General features: G+C 64.7%; 10 protein-coding genes. 3 read left to right on the plus strand and 7 right to left on the minus strand.

The genetic code is table 11. The features are described 5' to 3' along the window. Nucleotides 1-282 precede the first annotated feature (282 nt). Both BG22_RS09495 and BG22_RS09500 read right to left on the minus strand, forming a co-directional pair. Nucleotides 283-1,164: a LysR family transcriptional regulator gene (locus BG22_RS09495; protein ID WP_140495078.1), complete on the minus strand. Its 882-nt coding sequence runs from the start codon at nt 1,162-1,164 to the stop codon at nt 283-285. Nucleotides 1,165-1,991: 827 nt separating this feature from the next. Further along, nucleotides 1,992-3,005 carry a LacI family DNA-binding transcriptional regulator gene (locus BG22_RS09500; RefSeq protein ID WP_140495079.1) on the minus strand — a complete coding sequence of 338 codons (1,014 nt, stop codon included), beginning with the start codon at nt 3,003-3,005 and terminating at the stop codon, nt 1,992-1,994. Nucleotides 3,006-3,465: 460 nt separating this feature from the next. Here BG22_RS09500 and BG22_RS09505 point away from each other — a divergent pair, with 460 nt between their 5' ends. The 3 genes from BG22_RS09505 to BG22_RS09515 all read left to right on the plus strand — a co-directional run bounded on the left by BG22_RS09505 (nt 3,466) and on the right by BG22_RS09515 (nt 7,802). Further along, nucleotides 3,466-5,970 carry a GH36-type glycosyl hydrolase domain-containing protein gene (locus BG22_RS09505; protein WP_140495080.1) on the plus strand — a complete coding sequence of 835 codons (2,505 nt, stop codon included), beginning with the start codon at nt 3,466-3,468 and terminating at the stop codon, nt 5,968-5,970. Nucleotides 5,971-6,053: 83 nt separating this feature from the next. Beyond that, the gene (locus BG22_RS09510; protein WP_094667309.1) at nt 6,054-6,875 is read left to right on the plus strand and encodes an alpha/beta hydrolase; all 822 of its coding nucleotides are present in this window, start codon (nt 6,054-6,056) and stop codon (nt 6,873-6,875) included. Nucleotides 6,876-6,992: 117 nt separating this feature from the next. Next, nucleotides 6,993-7,802, plus strand: a complete 810-nt coding sequence (locus BG22_RS09515) for a TetR/AcrR family transcriptional regulator (RefSeq protein WP_140495081.1) — start codon at nt 6,993-6,995, stop codon at nt 7,800-7,802. A gap of 35 nt (nt 7,803-7,837) precedes the next feature. Here the strand turns inward: BG22_RS09515 and BG22_RS09520 are convergent, their stop codons facing one another. The 5 genes from BG22_RS09520 to BG22_RS09540 all read right to left on the minus strand — a co-directional run bounded on the left by BG22_RS09520 (nt 7,838) and on the right by BG22_RS09540 (nt 17,466). Further along, complete coding sequence (locus BG22_RS09520) at nt 7,838-8,728, minus strand: ROK family protein (protein WP_094667311.1); 891 nt, start codon at nt 8,726-8,728, stop codon at nt 7,838-7,840. A gap of 235 nt (nt 8,729-8,963) precedes the next feature. Then, nucleotides 8,964-11,114, minus strand: a complete 2,151-nt coding sequence (locus BG22_RS09525) for a beta-galactosidase (RefSeq protein WP_140495082.1) — start codon at nt 11,112-11,114, stop codon at nt 8,964-8,966. Between the two features lie 113 nt (nt 11,115-11,227). Then, nucleotides 11,228-12,844, minus strand: coding sequence for a glycoside hydrolase family 43 protein (locus BG22_RS09530; RefSeq protein WP_140495083.1), 1,617 nt, complete (start codon nt 12,842-12,844; stop codon nt 11,228-11,230). A gap of 123 nt (nt 12,845-12,967) precedes the next feature. Next, entirely contained in the window at nt 12,968-15,007 is a 2,040-nt protein-coding gene (yicI, locus tag BG22_RS09535; protein WP_140495084.1) for an alpha-xylosidase, read from the minus strand. Nucleotides 15,008-15,210: 203 nt separating this feature from the next. Next, on the minus strand, nt 15,211-17,466 hold the full coding sequence (locus BG22_RS09540) for a beta-glucosidase (protein WP_140495086.1): 2,256 nt from the start codon (nt 17,464-17,466) through the stop codon (nt 15,211-15,213). Nucleotides 17,467-17,504 lie beyond the last annotated feature (38 nt).

Here is a 17,504-nt window from a genome sequence, read left to right on the forward strand (position 1 = left end):
CCCCCAAGCCGGATTTACACGTTGCGTCCCGCACGACGCACTTCGCGTTGCGTTCCGCACAGCGATTCACACGGCGCACTGCACGTCGCATCCCATGGCGATCCGCATCGGCCGACCCCAAACGGCACAATCACTCCACGAAGACGCCCGCACCATGACAAACGTTGCATGCGACAGTCACGGCAGACGCGCCATGGCAGACGCGCCCCAGCTGTCACACGCAACGTTTACGCGGCAGCACAACCTCAGCCGAACGCATCTGCACACAACCGCACTCGCCGCCTACTCCGCCAACCCCCCGCGCAGAAAGGCGATGAATGCCTCAGCGGCTGGCGTATGCATGATGCTGCGTTTCCATGCCACCACCGACCTGGCTTCCAGATGCGGGGCCAGCGGCAGGAACCGCAATCCTTCGCCGACCTGCCCCACGTCATAGCACAACGCGGCACCCACCCCCTGTCGTACGGCTATCGCCGCATTGAGCGGCAGATTGAAGATGCACGCGAGCTGCACCTTGTCGCGCAAAGGACCGAACCAGCTGAACAATTCGGCTCGCACCTGCGGCCTGAACGGCATCAGCAGAGGCCGGTCCACCAAGTCCTCGGGACGAGCCGACTCGGCGCCGGACAATACCAGCGGATCATCGTCGCGAACCATCACACCCCACTCGTCCGCCATCGCCAGCCGCGTGAAGTCGAACCGGGCCACGTCCACCGGCTCGGTCATCAGCGCCACGTCGCTCAAGCCCTGATCCAACCGTTCCTGAATCACGTCGGCGGTGGTGGAGACCATGACAAACCGGACGCGCGGATGCAGCCGACGGAATGCAGCCATACGCGAAGTCAGGTATTCCACGGCGCGCACATCGCCGCAGCTTATCGAAATCTCACCATCCAGTTCCTCGCTACAGCCGTTCGAAACCTCACGTTCGGTCTTGTCGGCCAGCTCCACGATTGCCTGAGCACGGTCGCGCAGCAGCCGCCCCTCCCGGGTGAGGGTGATGTTGTGGCGCCCGCGCGTGAACAGCGTGACTCCCAGCTCATCCTCGAGCTGCTTCAACTGCCGAGAAAGCGTGGGCTGCGAAATCTGCAACAGTTCCGCAGCCCATGTGATGTTGCCCTCCTCGGCCACGGCGAGGAAATACCTGAGAACCCTCAGTTCCATCGTCACCCTCCTGTCGGCGCATGGTTCCTTCCATCGGTGTTCTCAAGGGTAGCGCGAACAGCTGCACAACTATGCGCGCGCTGTTGCGGGGTGTGGAACGTACGGACGAACGCCGAGCGTAGGTGGCAGGCAGACGGGCAGGCAACGGGTGGGCAGACAGACAGGTCAGGCCAGATGCAGGCATCAGGCGCAGTTGCTCCATCGGAGACCCTGCACCTACCCCTCGCACCGAATTGACTCGAGCAGCTGGTGGATTCTCTGCGCTGGGCCTTACTCCACCGACCGGATCGACGCGATGCAGGGTACGCCGGCCAAGGCCATCGTGTAGGTCGAATTCACCGCGATGACGATAGACGTTGGAGTGGCTTCCTGATACCAAGACTGTTTCATCCCGAATGATGCATCATCGGCTGTCATCGGGAATGGTTTCGTGGTCGTAGATACCGACCATGCGTATGGTTCCGCTTGGGTTCACGCCTGAAATACACCACTAGCACGTCGTCGTCGAACGTGTAGAACTCGAAATGATGCCCAGCCTCGAAAGGGCTATGCGCAATCGGATCCCCTTTCTCTCCTGCCACTAAACAGTTTTCATCTGCGGCACGAAAAATACGGAATCGTTTCCACTTTTGAGGACCCAAGTTACATTCGTCGAATAGAAATTGGCATCAGAAGATAATTAAACCACTGAGGAAGACAGCCCATTAAACCAGTGCAATGTACTGGAAATCAAGGGGATTAGCCCAATTCCCTAAAACATCCGCGCAAGCATCCGATGCCACCAACGCTACTCGCTCACACCACTATACAATTGAAAACGATTCCAATCAGGCGGACTCGCGAATGGTCAGGTGGACCGGGAAACGCTGGGACGTGACCTTCCATGCATCATGTTCCAAGCGGTACGAGAGCATCTCGGTCGCAGCCTCGGCCACGGTGTTGAGCGGCTGGGACAGGGTCGTCAACGGCGGATTGAGCAGGCTGGCAGCCTGCAAATCATCGAATCCGATTACGGCGACGTCGTCGGGCACGCGCCTGCCCGCCTTGTTCAGCGCGGCCAGCACACCGGCCGCGATCTTGTCGGAATGCGCGAACACGCCGTCCACGTCGGGGCACACCTCAAGGACGCGTTCCATGGAACGCAATCCGTTCTCCCGCTCGTAGCTCCCCGAACACACCATCACCGGCTCGAGTCCGTCCTCCGCCAGAGCGGCGAGGAAGCCGGCAGTACGTTCCTTCGGCGTCGGCATGTCCTTCGGGCCCTCGATCAGCGCCATCCGCCGACAGCCGCGACCCACGAGACGCCGACCTGCCTGGTATCCGCCGTCATAGTTGTCCACGTCCACGAACGGGCATTTGAATCCATTCGGAGGCGCGCCGATGAAGACAATCGGTTTGCCCAGCGACCGTAACGCCTTCAGGAACCGCTCGTCCTCATGGAAGCTGACCGCCACCACGCCTTCGGCACCCGACTTGTTCAGCAGCTCCTCGAACCCGCCGACATCCCCGGGCGACGCCAGCACCAGGAACGGCAGCAGATTCCGGCTCGCCAGGGACACGCTCAGCTGACCGAGAATGCCGACGATGAAATCGTCCCGGAATAGGAAATCGGTGGGCTCGTCGACGACCAGCGCCACCACGTTGCTGCGGCCACCAATCAGGCGCCTCGCCGAAGGGTTCGGCACGAACTGCAGCTCCTCGGCGGCACGACGCACCTTCTCTCGGGTGAACTCGGAGGCCGATCCGCCGCTCAACGCGCGCGACGCGGTGGAAACCGCCACGCCGGCCCTCTTCGCCACATCACGAATCGTGACGGATGCCTTGTTCGCTTCCCAAGTCACCAACCTCACCCACTTCCCGATATCACGGCGACGCCGCCCATCTCCTCAACGCAGCGGAGCGCGACGCAATGGGACGCACTGCAGACCAAACCCGTAAACCAAGCCTGGTCTCACACCTACGGCACAGCCAGTACCTTGCGCCAGAAAAATGGTTGCACGGATTGACCACTCTCAGGCCCACTTTGTGCAACGCATTTCCTACCCAGGACACTAGCTGCGGCGCCTCACATATCCATCATTATATCGCGTTTCCATCCTCGCTATACCAAAGAAAGACACGCGGATGGAAACGTTTCCACTCACATGATATATGATGAAGCCATCCAAACAACGACGTTGCACGCCATAGCGCGATGGAACACAACCAACAACCACCAACAACCACCAACGCCGTCAACAATCAACAACAACCGACCAACGGCACAGCCGCAACCGGCACGACAACAGGAAGGAACCCGCCATGCGATACGGCCATTTTGACGACGCAGCCCGCGAATACGTCATCGAGACCCCGGCCACCCCTCTGCCCTGGATCAACTATCTCGGCAACGAGGACTTCTTCTCGCTGATCTCGAACACCGGCGGCGGCTACTCCTTCTACAAGGACGCGAAACTGCGCCGCATCACCCGCTACCGCTACAACGGCGTGCCCGCCGACAACGGCTCGCGCAACTACTACGTGACCATCATGGACGGCGCTCGCCCGGACGCCAAGCCCGTCGAGACCTTCTCCCCCACATTCCTGCCCGTCAAGACGCCGCTGGACGACTACCGCTGCCGCCACGGCATCGGCTACACGGTGTTCGAGGCCGCCAAATCCGGCATCCGCACCTCGCTGACCGCATTCGTGCCGCTCCACACGCCGGCTGAAATCAACCGCTTTGACATCACGAACGACACCGATGAAACGAAGACCGTGGACGTGACCGGCAGCGTGGAATGGTGCCTGTGGAACGCCGTGGACGATTCCTCCAACTTCCAGCGCAACCTGTCCACCGGCGAGGTCGAGGTCGAGCGCGACAACGACGCGACCATCCTCTACCACAAGACCGAGTTCAAGGAGCGCCGCAACCACTACGCCTTCTACTCCGTGAACGCGCCCGTCATCGGCTTCGACACCAGCCGCGACGAGTTCCTGGGCCAGTTCAACGGCTGGGACACCCCGCAGGTCATCGCCGAGGGCCGCGCCCACGACTCGGTGGCCCACGGCTGGTACCCGATCGCCGCGAACCGCGTGCGCGTCACGCTCGCCCCGGGCGAGACCCGGTCGCTCGTGTTCACGCTCGGCTACATCGAGGTGCCGGATGACCAGAAGTGGGAGGCTCCGGGCGATCCGGCCAAAGTCGGCATCATCAACAAGCGCCCGGCCCATGACCTGTTCGCCCGCTTCGACAGCACCGCCAAGGTGGACGCCGCCCTCGCCGAGCTCAAGGCGTACTGGACCGCGCTGTTGAACAAGTACCATGTGGAATCCGGCGACGACAAACTCGACCGCATGGTCAACATCTGGCACCAGTACCAGTGCATGGTCACGTTCAACATGTCCCGTTCCGCCTCCTACTGGGAGTCCGGCACCGGCCGCGGCATGGGATTCCGCGACTCCAACCAGGATCTGCTCGGCTTCGTGCACCTCGTGCCCGAGCGCGCCCGCGAGCGCATCATCGACATCGCCTCGACGCAGCTCGAGGACGGTTCCGCATGGCACCAATACCAGCCGCTGACCAAGAAGGGCAACGCCGACATCGGCGGCGGCTTCAACGATGATCCGCTCTGGCTCATCGCCGGCGTGAACGCCTATCTGGCCGAGACGGGTGACGTCTCCATCCTGACCGAGCCGGTGCCGTTCAACAACGTCGAAGGCTCCGAACAGCCGCTGCTCGAGCATCTGCGCCGTTCCGCCCACTTCACGATGACCCACCTCGGCCCCCACAGGCTCCCGCTCATCGGCCGCGCCGACTGGAACGACTGCCTGAACCTCAACTGCTTCTCCTCCACACCGGGCGAAAGCTTCCAGACGGTGGAGAACAACGACACCGGCATCGCCGAATCCGTGTTCATCGGCGGCATGTTCGTGCTCTACGGCGGTCAGTACGCCGACATCCTCGCCCATTACGGCGAGGCGTGCGGCATGGACGCCGGATCCGTTGCCGCCGAGGTGGCCAAGGTGCGCGAGGCCATCGACGCGATGACGGCCGCCGTCAAGACCGCCGGCTGGGACGGCGAATGGTTCGTGCGCGCCTACGACGCCTATTCGCGTCCGATCGGCTCCCACGCCGACACCGAAGGCCAGATCTACATCGAACCTCAGGGCATGTGCGTGATGGCCGGCATCGGATTGGATGACGGCAAGGCCCGCACCGCGCTCGCCTCGGTGAAGGACCGTCTGACCTGCGAGTGGGGCACCGCGATCCTCGCCCCCGCCTACTCCACCTACCGCATCGAACTGGGCGAGATCAGCTCGTATCCGCGCGGATACAAGGAGAACGGCGGCATCTTCTGCCACAACAACCCGTGGATCTCCATCGCCAACGCCCTCGCCGGCAACGATGACGAGGCGTTCGCCGTCTACCGCCGCAACTGCCCGGCATGGCTCGAGGACCGGTCCGACGTGCGCAAGGTGGAGCCGTACGTGTACTGCCAGATGGTGGCCGGCCCCGAATCCGCGGCCCCCGGCGAAGGCAAGAACTCGTGGCTGACCGGCACGGCCGCCTGGACGTTCGTGAACGTCTCCCAGTACCTGCTCGGCATCCGCCCCACGCTCGACGGCCTCGCCATCGAGCCGCACCTGCCAGCCGACTACGCCGATCTGACGGTCACCCGCGAATACCGCGGCGTCACCTACCGCATCACGATGCACCGCACCGGCGAGCGCATGCTCACCGTTGACGGGCGTCCGGTCGATGGCAACGTCGTGCCGGTGGCCGACGCGGGGTCCGCGACCGTGAACGTCGAGGTCACGTTCTGACGCAGGACACTAGACTGAATTCCGACGCCGGCCCCGTCGTGGGGCCGGCCAATCCATAATCCGCGACATGACCGAGGAGTCATATGCAATACATCGACCAGACCATCACCGGCATCGACGGCAGTGAGGCGCGATTCATCGGATACGTCATCGACAACAGCCCCGAGGTGGATATGGACCGCCGGCGCCCCGCCGTACTGGTCATCCCGGGCGGCGGCTACCAGATGACCTCCGACCGCGAGGCCGAACCGATCGCCCTGAAATTCGTGGGCGCCGGCTACAACGCCTTCGTGCTGCGGTACTCGGTGGCGCCGAGCGTCTATCCCACGGCCCTCATCGAGGCGGCCGCGGCCATGCGCCTCATCCGAGAGCATGCCGACGCATGGCACACCGACCCGGACCGCATCGCCGTGCTCGGTTTCTCCGCCGGCGGGCATCTGGCCGCGAACCTCGCCACGAGCGCGGGTGACAACGATATCACCGAGCACGGCTACGACCCGGACGAGGTGCGTCCGAACGCGCTCATGCTCGGCTACCCGGTCATCACCGCAGGGTCGCTCGCCCATCGCGACAGTTTCGACACCCTGCTGGGACCGGATCGCAAGGACGACCCGCAATGGCTGAACGCCCTGTCGATCGAGAAGCGCATCGACGCCAAGACCCCGCCCGTGTTCGTCTGGCACACGGTGACGGACGACTGCGTGCCCATGGAGAACACGATGCTGCTGGTCTCGGCCTGCAAGGCCGCCGGCATCAGCGTGGAGGCGCATCTCTTCCCCGAAGGCGGGCACGGCCTGGCGCTTGCCACCGAGGAGACCGCGTGGGGCGGCAAGGGCAACATCTTCCCCTGCGTGCAGGTCTGGACGCAGCTGGCCATCGACTGGCTGGGGCGCGCCTTCGCCTGATCGGCGCGCTCGTCTCCGCCGCCAGCGGATCGCCCATCTCCGCAGCCGGCATGGTGACGCAAACGTTACCATGCCGGAGTAGGCTGGGAGACCTCGGCACGGATACAAGGAGATGAGATGACTGTCGCGGCATGGAAACAGTTCCTGGACGACGAATCAAGCTGGCCTGCGGCCTCACGCACCACGGAACATGCCATCGTCCGCGACACCACCTCCGCCACCACGTTCGTCAAGCGCAAGCGCATGAGCCCCGAGGAACGGCATCTGCAGATCATGCGCGCTGCCGTCAAGATCATCGCCATCACGGGCTTCTGGGGCATGTCCCTGCAGGACATCGCCGATGAGATCGGCATCACCGAGGCCGCGCTCTACCATTACATCAGCTCGAAGAACGAGCTGCTCAACATGGTGCTCGCCGAGGGCTACGACACCCCGGAAGCGGACGAATACAACGCCGTCACCGCCACCGTGACGGACACGGACGGCCATCACGGCTACTGTTTGCCCCGCTACTGCACCAACGTGGTGCTCTACAACCTGCAACGGCCGGAAATGGTGCAGCTGTTCTCCATGCTCAACGGCGAGGCGCTCAATCCGGCGCATCCGGCGCATCAGTTCTTCATCGGACGCCACCTGCGCAACTGGGAGAAGGTCGGTTCGATGAACTGGATACTGCCCGACGGCTACGACGAGGAACGCCTCTACCATGTGTACACGCTGGCGATGAGCGCGATGGACGGCCTGCAGTACCGCTGGCTCGCCGATCATTCGGTGAATCTTCTGGAGGAATGGATCGCCTTCTCGGATGAGATCTTCCCCGAGTCGGTGTGGCGCGGATTCCGCGACCCTGCCGAATACGACGCCGCGGCAATGCCCTGCCTGACGCCGTTCACCCTGCAGGCGCGCGAGGCGCTTGCCGCCGAATGACCCGGTCGCAACGGTTCGGCTGCAACGTCGGTATCTCAGCCGAGTTCGGTCATGAAGGCGTAGTAGGCGCCCAGCAGTTCCGCGTTGCCGGCGTTACGGCAGCGTTTGACGGGCGTGTTGAAGTCCTTCCAGCTGGGAAGCTCCTCCAGCGCCTGCCTCACCAGCGGCAGGAACGACGGCTCCTGGCATATGGCCCCGCCCAGCAGCACGCATTCGGGGTCCACGGACACGATGACGTTGAAGATGCCCACGGCGATGTAGCTCATCCACTCGTCCACCATGTCGCGCACGTCGGGCTCGTCCATGCGACGCAGCAGTCCGGAGGGCACGATGGATTGCGCCTGTCCCCCATATTTCGCGACATAGCGTTGTCCCAGCGAGTTCGTGGACGAGAACTCATGGAGCGTCTTGGCGCCCTGGGTCTGATAGTTCGTGATCATCATGCCGATTTCGCCGGCGCGCCAGTCACGGCCCCTGCGGATGTGGCCGTCCAGGAACAGGGAGCCGCCCACGCCGGTATCGGTGACGGTGAAGACGACGAAGTCATCGAGTTTGCGGGCATTGCCGCAGTGCTTTTCGGCGATGGCCACGCAGTTCGCGTCGTTCTCCACCCAGATCGGCAGGTCGTCGCCCAGACGTTTGTGCAGCTCGTCGCCGACGTTCTGCCGGTACAGCGCATTAATCGAGCCGCCGGCCATGACCCGTTGCCGCCGGACATCGACGAAACCGGGCAGGCTCAGCGCAACGCCATCGACCTGACCGTTCGAAGGGCGGCGGACCGCATCGGCGATGCTGTCGAACAGCGCGACGGAGTCCTCGCCCGCCGTGGCGAACGATGAGGGGACGGCGGGCCGGCCATCGGTCACGATGGTGTGCCGGATGAACCGGCTGCCCACGTCGAAGGTCAGTATGCGTTTGCCATCCATGGTGTCCTCCTTGCCATAACGCTCCATCGCCGGCAATCCGCTCCCGCCCGGTGTACGTCGCTGTGCATTACGGTGTTATCGTTCACATCTTACCAGATTGCCGTTATCGAACGGTCAATCAACAAGGCGGGGCTAAGGACGGCCCATCCGACCCCTATCGGGCCGTTCCCGGCCCATTCCGGATGTCCGGCCCGTCCTCGAGCCCGCGCCATATGCGGTCGCTCCTATCCCCCACTTATTCCACGGTCACGATGACCTGATACGGCTCCATTGCAACGACGTCACCCAGCACGGCGTCGCCCCCGGCCAGTAGGTCCGTGAGCCCGGCTAGATGAGGCAGTGATACGGTCTGCCGCTGCGGGGTCATGTTGAGTACGAAGGTGACCGTGCGCCCGTCGCGCGTGCGGCGTTCGGCGATCTCCACGCCGTCGGGCGTCACCGTGCCGGCGAGGTCCGCGTCCGCAAGCACTCCCGCGGCGAACGCGTCCATGCCCGGCTCGTCAAGCGGTGTGCCGACATAGTAGGCGCGGCCGAGGCCATGATCATTGACGGTGACGGCGGGGGTGCCGGCATAGAAGTCGTCTCCCCCGTACGTCGCGAGCGTGCGGGCACCTTCCAGATGCATGATGCTGGCGACGATCTCGCCGGCGGCGTCCGATCCGGTCGAATCGTCGGCACCGGCGGCGACCGAACCGGAGGCACCGGCGTCAACCGGACCGCCGTCACCATCGCCCTCCGGCCTCGCGCCGAAGACCACCGGGATGCGCTCCCCCGGTGCAATCGCGTCGATCTCCTCGGCCCATACGCCGACGAGCGCGCGGAACGGACCGGGATAGCCGCCGGGGATCACCAGATCGTGCTCGTCATGGATGCCGGCCATGTATCCGGTGATGAAGCGGCCGCCGCCGTCCACATATGTCTCGACCGCATCCGCGACGCCCGGCTTGACCATGATGAGCGCCGGCGCGACGACGATCGCGTATCGTGCGAGCGTTGCGGCCGGCGTGGTGCTGGGGATGATGTCCACTGCGATGTTGCGCCGGTGGAACGCGCGGTAGAACCGGTGGACCTCCTCGGGATAGGAGAATCCGGCGGTCGGTCCCACGCATCCCTCGAGCGACCAGTAGCTTTCCCAGTCGAACATGATGGCCACGCGCGCCTGCACGCCGGAGCCCATGACCGTCGGCATCACGCGTTCCAGGGCATCGCCGAGCGCGGCCGTCTCGCGGAACACGCGCGAATCCTCGGTGCCGTCGTGGGCGATCACCGCGCCGTGGAACCGTTCGCAGCCGCCCAGCGACTGGCGCATCTGGAAGAACTGCACGGTGTCGGCGCCATGCGCCACGGCCTGCCAGCTCAGGGCCGCGACCTCGCCGGGGCGCTTGACCTTGCAATACGGGAACCAGTTCTGCTGGTTGGGCGTCTGTTCCATGAGCATGAACGGCCTGCCGCCGCCCACCGCGCGCATGAGGTCGTGGTTCATGGCCACGCGGCTCGCCGGCATTCCCATGCCCGGATAGTTGTCCCAGCTGACCACGTCCATCTCACGACCCCACGCGAAGTAATCGAGGTCCTTGAACGTGCCCATGAGGTTCGTGGTGATCGGGGTGGTCGCGTCGTGCGCGCGCACGGCGTCGCGTTCGTTGGTGAAGCAGGCGAGCTGCGACTCGTTCTGGAAGCGGCGGTAGTCCATGAGCAGCCCGGAGATCACGCATTTGCGCGGGTCCCAGTCCGAGCCGATGCCGTCGCCGTAGCCGACCGGCGGCACGACGTCCGCCCAGTCGGTGATGGTGTGGCTCCAGAAGTTCGCGCACCACGCCTTGTTCAGCGCCTCGATGCTGCCGTACTTCGCGCGCAGCCATCCACGGAACGCCTCGGCGCAGGCCTCGCAGTAGCACAGGCCGCCGCCTCCGCCGTATTCGTTGCCGATGTGCCATGCCGTAAGTCCCGGGGTGCCGGCGTAGCGCTCGGCGATCAGGCCGGCGAGTTTGCCGGATTCCGCTCGGAAATACGCCGAATTCGGGCAGAAGTTGTGGCGGCCGCCGAAGACGTGGCGCCGCCCCTCGAACGTGGTGCGGATGACGTCGGGATGTTCGCGCACCATCCATGCGGGAAGGGCCGCGGTCCCGGTGGCGAATACGATGTTGAACCCGTGCGAGACCAGCAGCGCGACGATCTTGTCGAGCATCGTGAAATCGTACGAGTACTCCCCCGGCTGCAGCAGCGTCCAGGAGAACACGTTGATCGTGGCCTCGTTGATGTGCGCATGCTCGAGCATCTCGAGGTCATGCTCCCATGTCTCCTCGGGCCATTGCTCGGGGTTCCAGTCGCCTCCGAACAGGAAGGTGTCGAAGAGGGGTTTGTTCGGTGTGGATGATGCGGTCATTGCTCTTCCTCGCTTGGTTTGTCGTCGCCTCCCGCGTGCTTCAGAGCGGAAGGCGTCGTCGCTTCCTGGCCGGCCTCGCCGACGTTCCTCATCAGGGGGGGGGGGCGATACGGTCACGCCGTGTAGCGCACGTCGGCGAAGGTGACGTCGCCCCGACCATGCGCGTAGACGCCGAGCAGGATGCCGGTGAATCCGCCGGCGTTGTTGAAGCTCAGCACCTTGCCGGGCACGCGCCCAAGGGTTCGCTCCCCTCCGGCGAACGCTCCGGTGTCGGCCACGGCGAATGCGTAGCCACGCTCGTCGCCTCGCACGATCAGACGCGGCGACACCTTGACCGGCATGCTCACCGTGCCCACCAGCGTGACCAGTCCAGCGTTGTGAACGGTCGCCTCGACGCGAAACATGCCATTGGAGTCGGCCGCATGCACGGCGAGCGTGAGATAGTGGTCGGCATTCGCGTATACGGCGATGCCGGTCTCACCGGCGGACAGCGAGTCCGCATTGGCAAGCGTCGCGCCGAATTCGCAATGGAAGTCGGTCTGCCGGGTGCCGATCATCGGCGCGCCTTGGGACAGGTCGAATGACTGGGCTGCGGCACGGATGGCGATCATGGCGGGGTTCGCGGTGGATGCGACGGTCGTCGTATGCGCATCGTCCATCGCCGCGCCTTCCCGGACGGCTCCGTCCATCATGCCCACCGGCCGATGAATCCGCCCGTTTCGAAGGCCCGGACCATTGCCGGCAACAGGGGTCACGGCATACCATCCGGCCTTATCGATGGATGGTGTGACCCACTCGACGTCGGATTCAAGCGACTCGCCGCGGCCGTTCAGCTCGCAATCGTATGACTGGTCCGCAAGCTCCGGCCAACCATCCTTCCAGCCGAACCAAACGGCATACGGCTCGCGTCCGATCCAGCCCTGCGCCGGGTACTCATCGTTGTTGCGCGTGCCATGGAAGACCATGAGCGTGCGCTCGGCATCGATATGCGCGCAGTCGCAGTGTCCGATGGCCTGCAACGTCAGATGCGTGGAGCGGTTGGTGATGAGCGGGTTGCCGGGATACATCTCATACGGGCCTTCCGGGGCGGCCGCGCGGGCGATGTTCTCCATATGCCCGGATTCGGTGCCGCCTTCGGCCCACATGAGGTAGTACAGGCCGTCACGCTTGTACATGTGCGGCCCCTCCGGATTCGAGCCTGTGATGCCGCCGCAGATGCGCCGACGCTTGGTGAGCACCGTGCCGTTCGTCACATCGATCTTCGACAGATAGATGCCGGCGGGTTCGTCCGGCCCGCCGCCTTCGTTGCCGCAGATGTATGCGGCGCCGTCGTCGTCGAAGAACAGGCTTGGGTCGATGCCCGGCCAGCCGTCCACCCATATCGGGTCCGACCACCCGGCGTGCGGGTCGTCGGAGGTGAGGATCATGTTGCCTTTGTTCACGTTGGTGACGATCAGATAGTACTTGCCGTCATACCAGCGCAGCGTGGGCGCGTAGATGCCCTGGCTGTTGCCCATGGATTCGTAGGGGAACTGGCCGGTACGGTTCATCGCGTCCCCGATCTTATGCCAATGTTCGCCATCGTCGGATTCGAACACGGGCAGACCGGGGAAATACTCGAACGAGCTGTTGACCATCAGATACGTGCCCTGCGGGGTCGCGCAGATGGACGGGTCGGGGTGGAAGCCGGAAGCGATGCGATGCACCGGCTTGCAGTTGAAGAGGGTCATGGAATCACCTTCGATTGCTCGGGGCGGTGCGGATCATGTCCCTGATTCGCACCGCCCGGAAGGACCGCCCGGTTCGTAAGCCGTCGGTCGGGGGCTCTTACGCCACGGTCGGCGCCACCGTTTTCAGACGTTGAGCGGGTCGGCGCCCGGGCGGACGAGCACCGGCAGCGTGTGGTAGTCGTACTGCTCGGTGTACCAGCGGCCCGGCTCGTAGGTCCCGCCGGTCAGCAGGTTCGTCCACGGCTCGCCGGCGTGGTCGCCACCGGCGTCCGGCACGTAGAAGCGCGCGGTGCCGTCCTCGCTGAACACCGGTGCGACCAGCAGGTCGTCGCCGAGCATGTACTGGGTGTCGATGTCCTCGCAGGCCGGGTCGGTCGGGAACTCGAGCACCATCGCGCGCATCATCGGCACGCCGGTTTCGTGCGTGACCTTCATCTGGTCGAGCAGGTACGGCTTGAGGCGCAGCTTGAGCTCGGTGAACTCGCGCGACACCTCGACCGCCTCGTCGCCGTAGAGCCACGGCACCTTGTACTCGGTGGAGCCGTGGTAGCGCGAATGCGAGGAGAGCAGGCCGAACTGGGTCCAGCGCTTGAACAGGTCCGGGGTGGGCTTGTCCTCGAAGCCGGCGATGTCGTGGCTCCAGTAGCCGAAGCCGGACATGCCGAAGCTCAGGCCGGCGCGCAGCGACTCGGCCATCGACGGGTAGTTGGAGGAGCAGTCACCGCCCCAGTGCACCGGGAACTGCTGACCGCCGACGGTCGCGGAACGTGCGAACAGAATCGCCTCGTCCTCGCCCTTGGTCTCCACCAGCACGTCGTAGACGGCCTTGTTGTACAGGTACGTGTAGTAGTTGTGCATAAGCTCCGGATCGGAGCCGTCATAGTACTGGACGCCCTCGGTGGGGATGCGCTCGCCGAAGTCCGTCTTGAAGCAGTCGACGCCCTGCGCCACAAGGTGACGCAGCTTGTCCTGGTACCACTTGGTGGCCTCGGGGTTGGTGAAGTCGACGATCGCCATACCGGCCTGCCACTTGTCCCACTGCCAGACCTCGCCGTCGTCGGTCTTGATGAAGTAGCCCTTGGCCGCGCCCTCCTCGAACAGCGGCGACTTCTGGCCGATGTAGCTGTTGATCCACACGCACACCTTGAGGCCGCGGTCGTGCAGCTTCTGCAAGAGGCCCTCCGGATCGGGGAACTTGGTCTCGTCCCACTCGAAGTTGCACCACTCGAGTTCCTTCATCCAACGGCAGTCGAAGTGGAAGACGCTCAGCGGGATGTTGCGCTCGGCCATGCCATCGACGAACTCCATCACGGTCTTCTCGTCGTAGTCGGTGGTGAACGAGGTGGACAGCCACAGGCCGTAGCTCCACTCCGGCACCAGCGGCGGCTTGCCGGTCAGGTCGGTGTAGGTGTTGAGGATGCCCTTCAAGTCCTCGCCACCGATGACCGAGTAGCTCATCTCCTCGCCCGGCACGGAGAACTGCACGCGGGAGACCTTCTCGGAGCCGACCTCGAAGCTCACCTTGCCCGGGTTGTCCACGAACAGGCCGTAGCCCTTGTTCGACAGGTAGAACGGGATGTTCTTGTACGCCTGCTCGGTTCCGGTGCCACCGTCCTCGTTCCAGATGTCAACGGTCTGGCCGTTCTTGACGAAGTTGGTGAAGCGCTCGCCGAGGCCGTAGATCTTCTCGCCTACGCCGAGGTCGAGCTGTTCGGAGACGTGCAGGAGGCCCTGGTCGTCGGTCACGAGGGCCTTCGCGCGCCAGCCGGAGTGCGCGATGACCTTGCCGTCGTAGAGGTACTTGAAATCGATGGTCTCGCCCTTGGCGATTTCGAGCGTGAGCTTGCCCGAGGTGAAGGACCACTTGTCGTCATCCTCGACGATGGCGACATCCGGGTCGGACTCGTTGAGCGCGAACTGCGGGCAGTGCTCGCGGCTCTTGCGGAAGTTGATCAGACGGGTGGTGATGATGTCCTCGCGCGGGGAGGTCACCTCGATGGTGAGGATGCCGCCGTCCAGCGTCTGGCCGGGGTGATGAATCGGCACACCGAACGGGCAGAACAGGGTGAGCTTCTTCGGCTCGACGTTCGCGGTGTACACGTTGGCCGCGTACTTGACGTCGAATCCGTCCTTGACGAGCCATCCGCCATTGAGGAACTTCATTGGGTTGCTCCTTTGCAGTGTTGTTCCGTTCGGTCCCGCATGCTTCGCGCAACCGATCTGTTGGTTATTTATAAGTCTATAAATAACAGCGTGCGACACGCCAGTATATTTGATTTTCGTGTCGTGGCCCACCCGCGCACCAACGGCAAAGGCCCCGCCGATACGGCAGGGCCTCAGATAAGCAAACAGGGAACAGCGAGCGGTCAGGCAGTGATGGTGACGGCGTTTGCGGCGCCAGCCGCATCGGCGGCGTGACCGGCCTCCGCGGCATCGCCGGCCTCCGTCCCGTCGGCGTCGCGCACGGCGACGGCGCCCGCGAGCCGGATGTCCTGCACGGATTCGCCGATGTACACCTTGGCCGCCGGGGCGATGGCGTACTCCCCCAGCTCGTTGGACCAGTAGCGCATCGCCTGCGCGACCGGCAGCACCAGTTCGACGCGGCGCGATTCGCCCGGCTCGAGCTCGATCTTGTCGAATCCGCGCAGCTCCTTGACCGGACGGTCCTCGCCGGTGCCGTCAAGGCCGAAGTACACCTGCGGCACGGCCTTGCCGGCGCGCTCGCCGGTGTTCGTAACGGTGAAGGAGACGCGCACCGCACACCCGTTCGGCCGGTCGGCGCCATCGAGACGCTCGACCTGAAGCCCGTCGTACCCGAAGGTGGTGTAGCTCAGGCCGTGGCCGAAGCAGAAGCGCACCGGGACCCGACGGGTCTCGTAATGGCGGTAGCCCACGTAGATGTCCTCGTCGTAGCGCACATGCAGTCCGGGGCCGAACGTGCCGATGGAGTGCGCGGGGCAATCCTCCAGAGCGATGGAGAACGTCTCGGGCAGGTGTCCGCTCGGGTTCACGCGCCCGAGCAGCACCTCGGCGAGCGCGGTTCCCGATTCGCAGCCGTTGTACCAGTTCCAGACAATCGCCTTCGCCTTGTCCGCCCAGGGCATGGCCACCGGCGAGCCGGCGACGAACACGAGCACCGTGTCGGGCGCCGCGTCGAGCAGCCCGGCGATGAGCTCGTCCTGACCGTACGGCAGGGCGATGGTCTCACGGTCGCGGCCCTCGAGGTCGTGCTCGTGGTCGAGCCCGCCCACGAAGACCACCGGGTCGCCGGCGGCCGCATACCTACGCGCAGCCACGATGGCCTCCTCGCGCAGCCGGACCGCGGTCTCGGCATCGTCCGCGAACTCTCCGGCGGAGTTCGTCAGGCTCTCCTCCTGCCAGGAGTCGCTTTGCACCACCTGCTTGGCCGCGTAGCCGGGCAGGTACTCAATCTCGACGTTGCCGCCGAGCTGTCCGTTGATGCCCAGCATCGGCGTGACCTCGTGCAGCGCCTTGATCACCGCACTGCCGCCGCCGTTGGAGTGGATGCGTTCCGCGTTCGCGCCGATGACCAGCAGACGGGTCATCGAGGACTCGTCCAGCGGCAGCACGTCGCCCTCGTTCTTCAGCAGTACGACGGATTCGCGCGCGACGTCGAGCGCCTTGGCGGCATGATCGAGGGTCGCGTACCGGCCGGCCTTGCGGGCGGGCTTGCGGCCGTCCGCGTCGGGCAGCATGTGGAGCGCGTCCATGACGGCGAGCACGCGCAGCACCTTGGCGTCGATGTCGTCCTCGGACACCTCGCCCGCCTCCACCGCGCGGCGCAACGGGTTCGCGAAATAGTACTCGTCGAAGTTCGGCGTCACCGACATCTCGACATCCAGCCCCACCTTCGCGCTGGCCACGGTGCGCTTGACCGCGCTCCAGTCGGAGACCACGAAACCCTTGAAGCCCCATTCGCCGCGCAGGATGTCGTCAAGCAGACGCTTCGACTCGCAGCACTGCTCGCCGTTGACGAGGTTGTACGCGCCCATGAGGGACAGGGCGCCGCCGCGTCGCACCGCCGCCTCGAAGGCCGGCAGGTAGATCTCGCGCAACGCGCGCTCGCTGATGGTCTCGTCCACTTCGAGACGGTCGGTCTCCTGGCTGTTGGCCACGTAATGCTTGGCGCAGGCGGCCACATCCGACTCCTGCACGCCCTGGATGTAGGCCACCCCCTGCTCCGCGGCGAGCAGCGGGTCCTCGCTCATGTACTCGAAGTTGCGGCCGCACAGCGGGCTGCGCTTGACGTTGAGCGACGGGCCGAGAATCACGTCCTTGCCGCGTCCGCGCGCCTCCTCGCCGAGCACTTCGCCCACTGTGCGGGCCAGTTCGCGGTTCCAGGTGGAGGCCACGGCGGAGCCGGAGGGCAGGTAGGTGACCCGGTCGCGCGTGTGGTAGAGCGGCACCCAGCTGTCATTGTGCAGCTCCTCGCGCGGACCCATCGGGCCGTCGTCCATCCTGAACGGCGGAATGCCCAGACGCGGCACCCCTTCGGTGCGGAACAGTCCGGCCGCGTGGATCATGTCGATCTTCTCGTCCAGCGTGAGCTGTGCGAGCAGCGCCTGCGCCTTGGCGGTGCTGGCTTCGGTGATGGTGGTCATGAGTTGGTCTCCTTGTATGTTCGCGTGTCGCGGTGGTT

It is taken from the genome of Bifidobacterium sp. UTBIF-78 (assembly GCF_006408945.1).
Lineage (GTDB): Bacteria > Actinomycetota > Actinomycetes > Actinomycetales > Bifidobacteriaceae > Bifidobacterium > Bifidobacterium myosotis.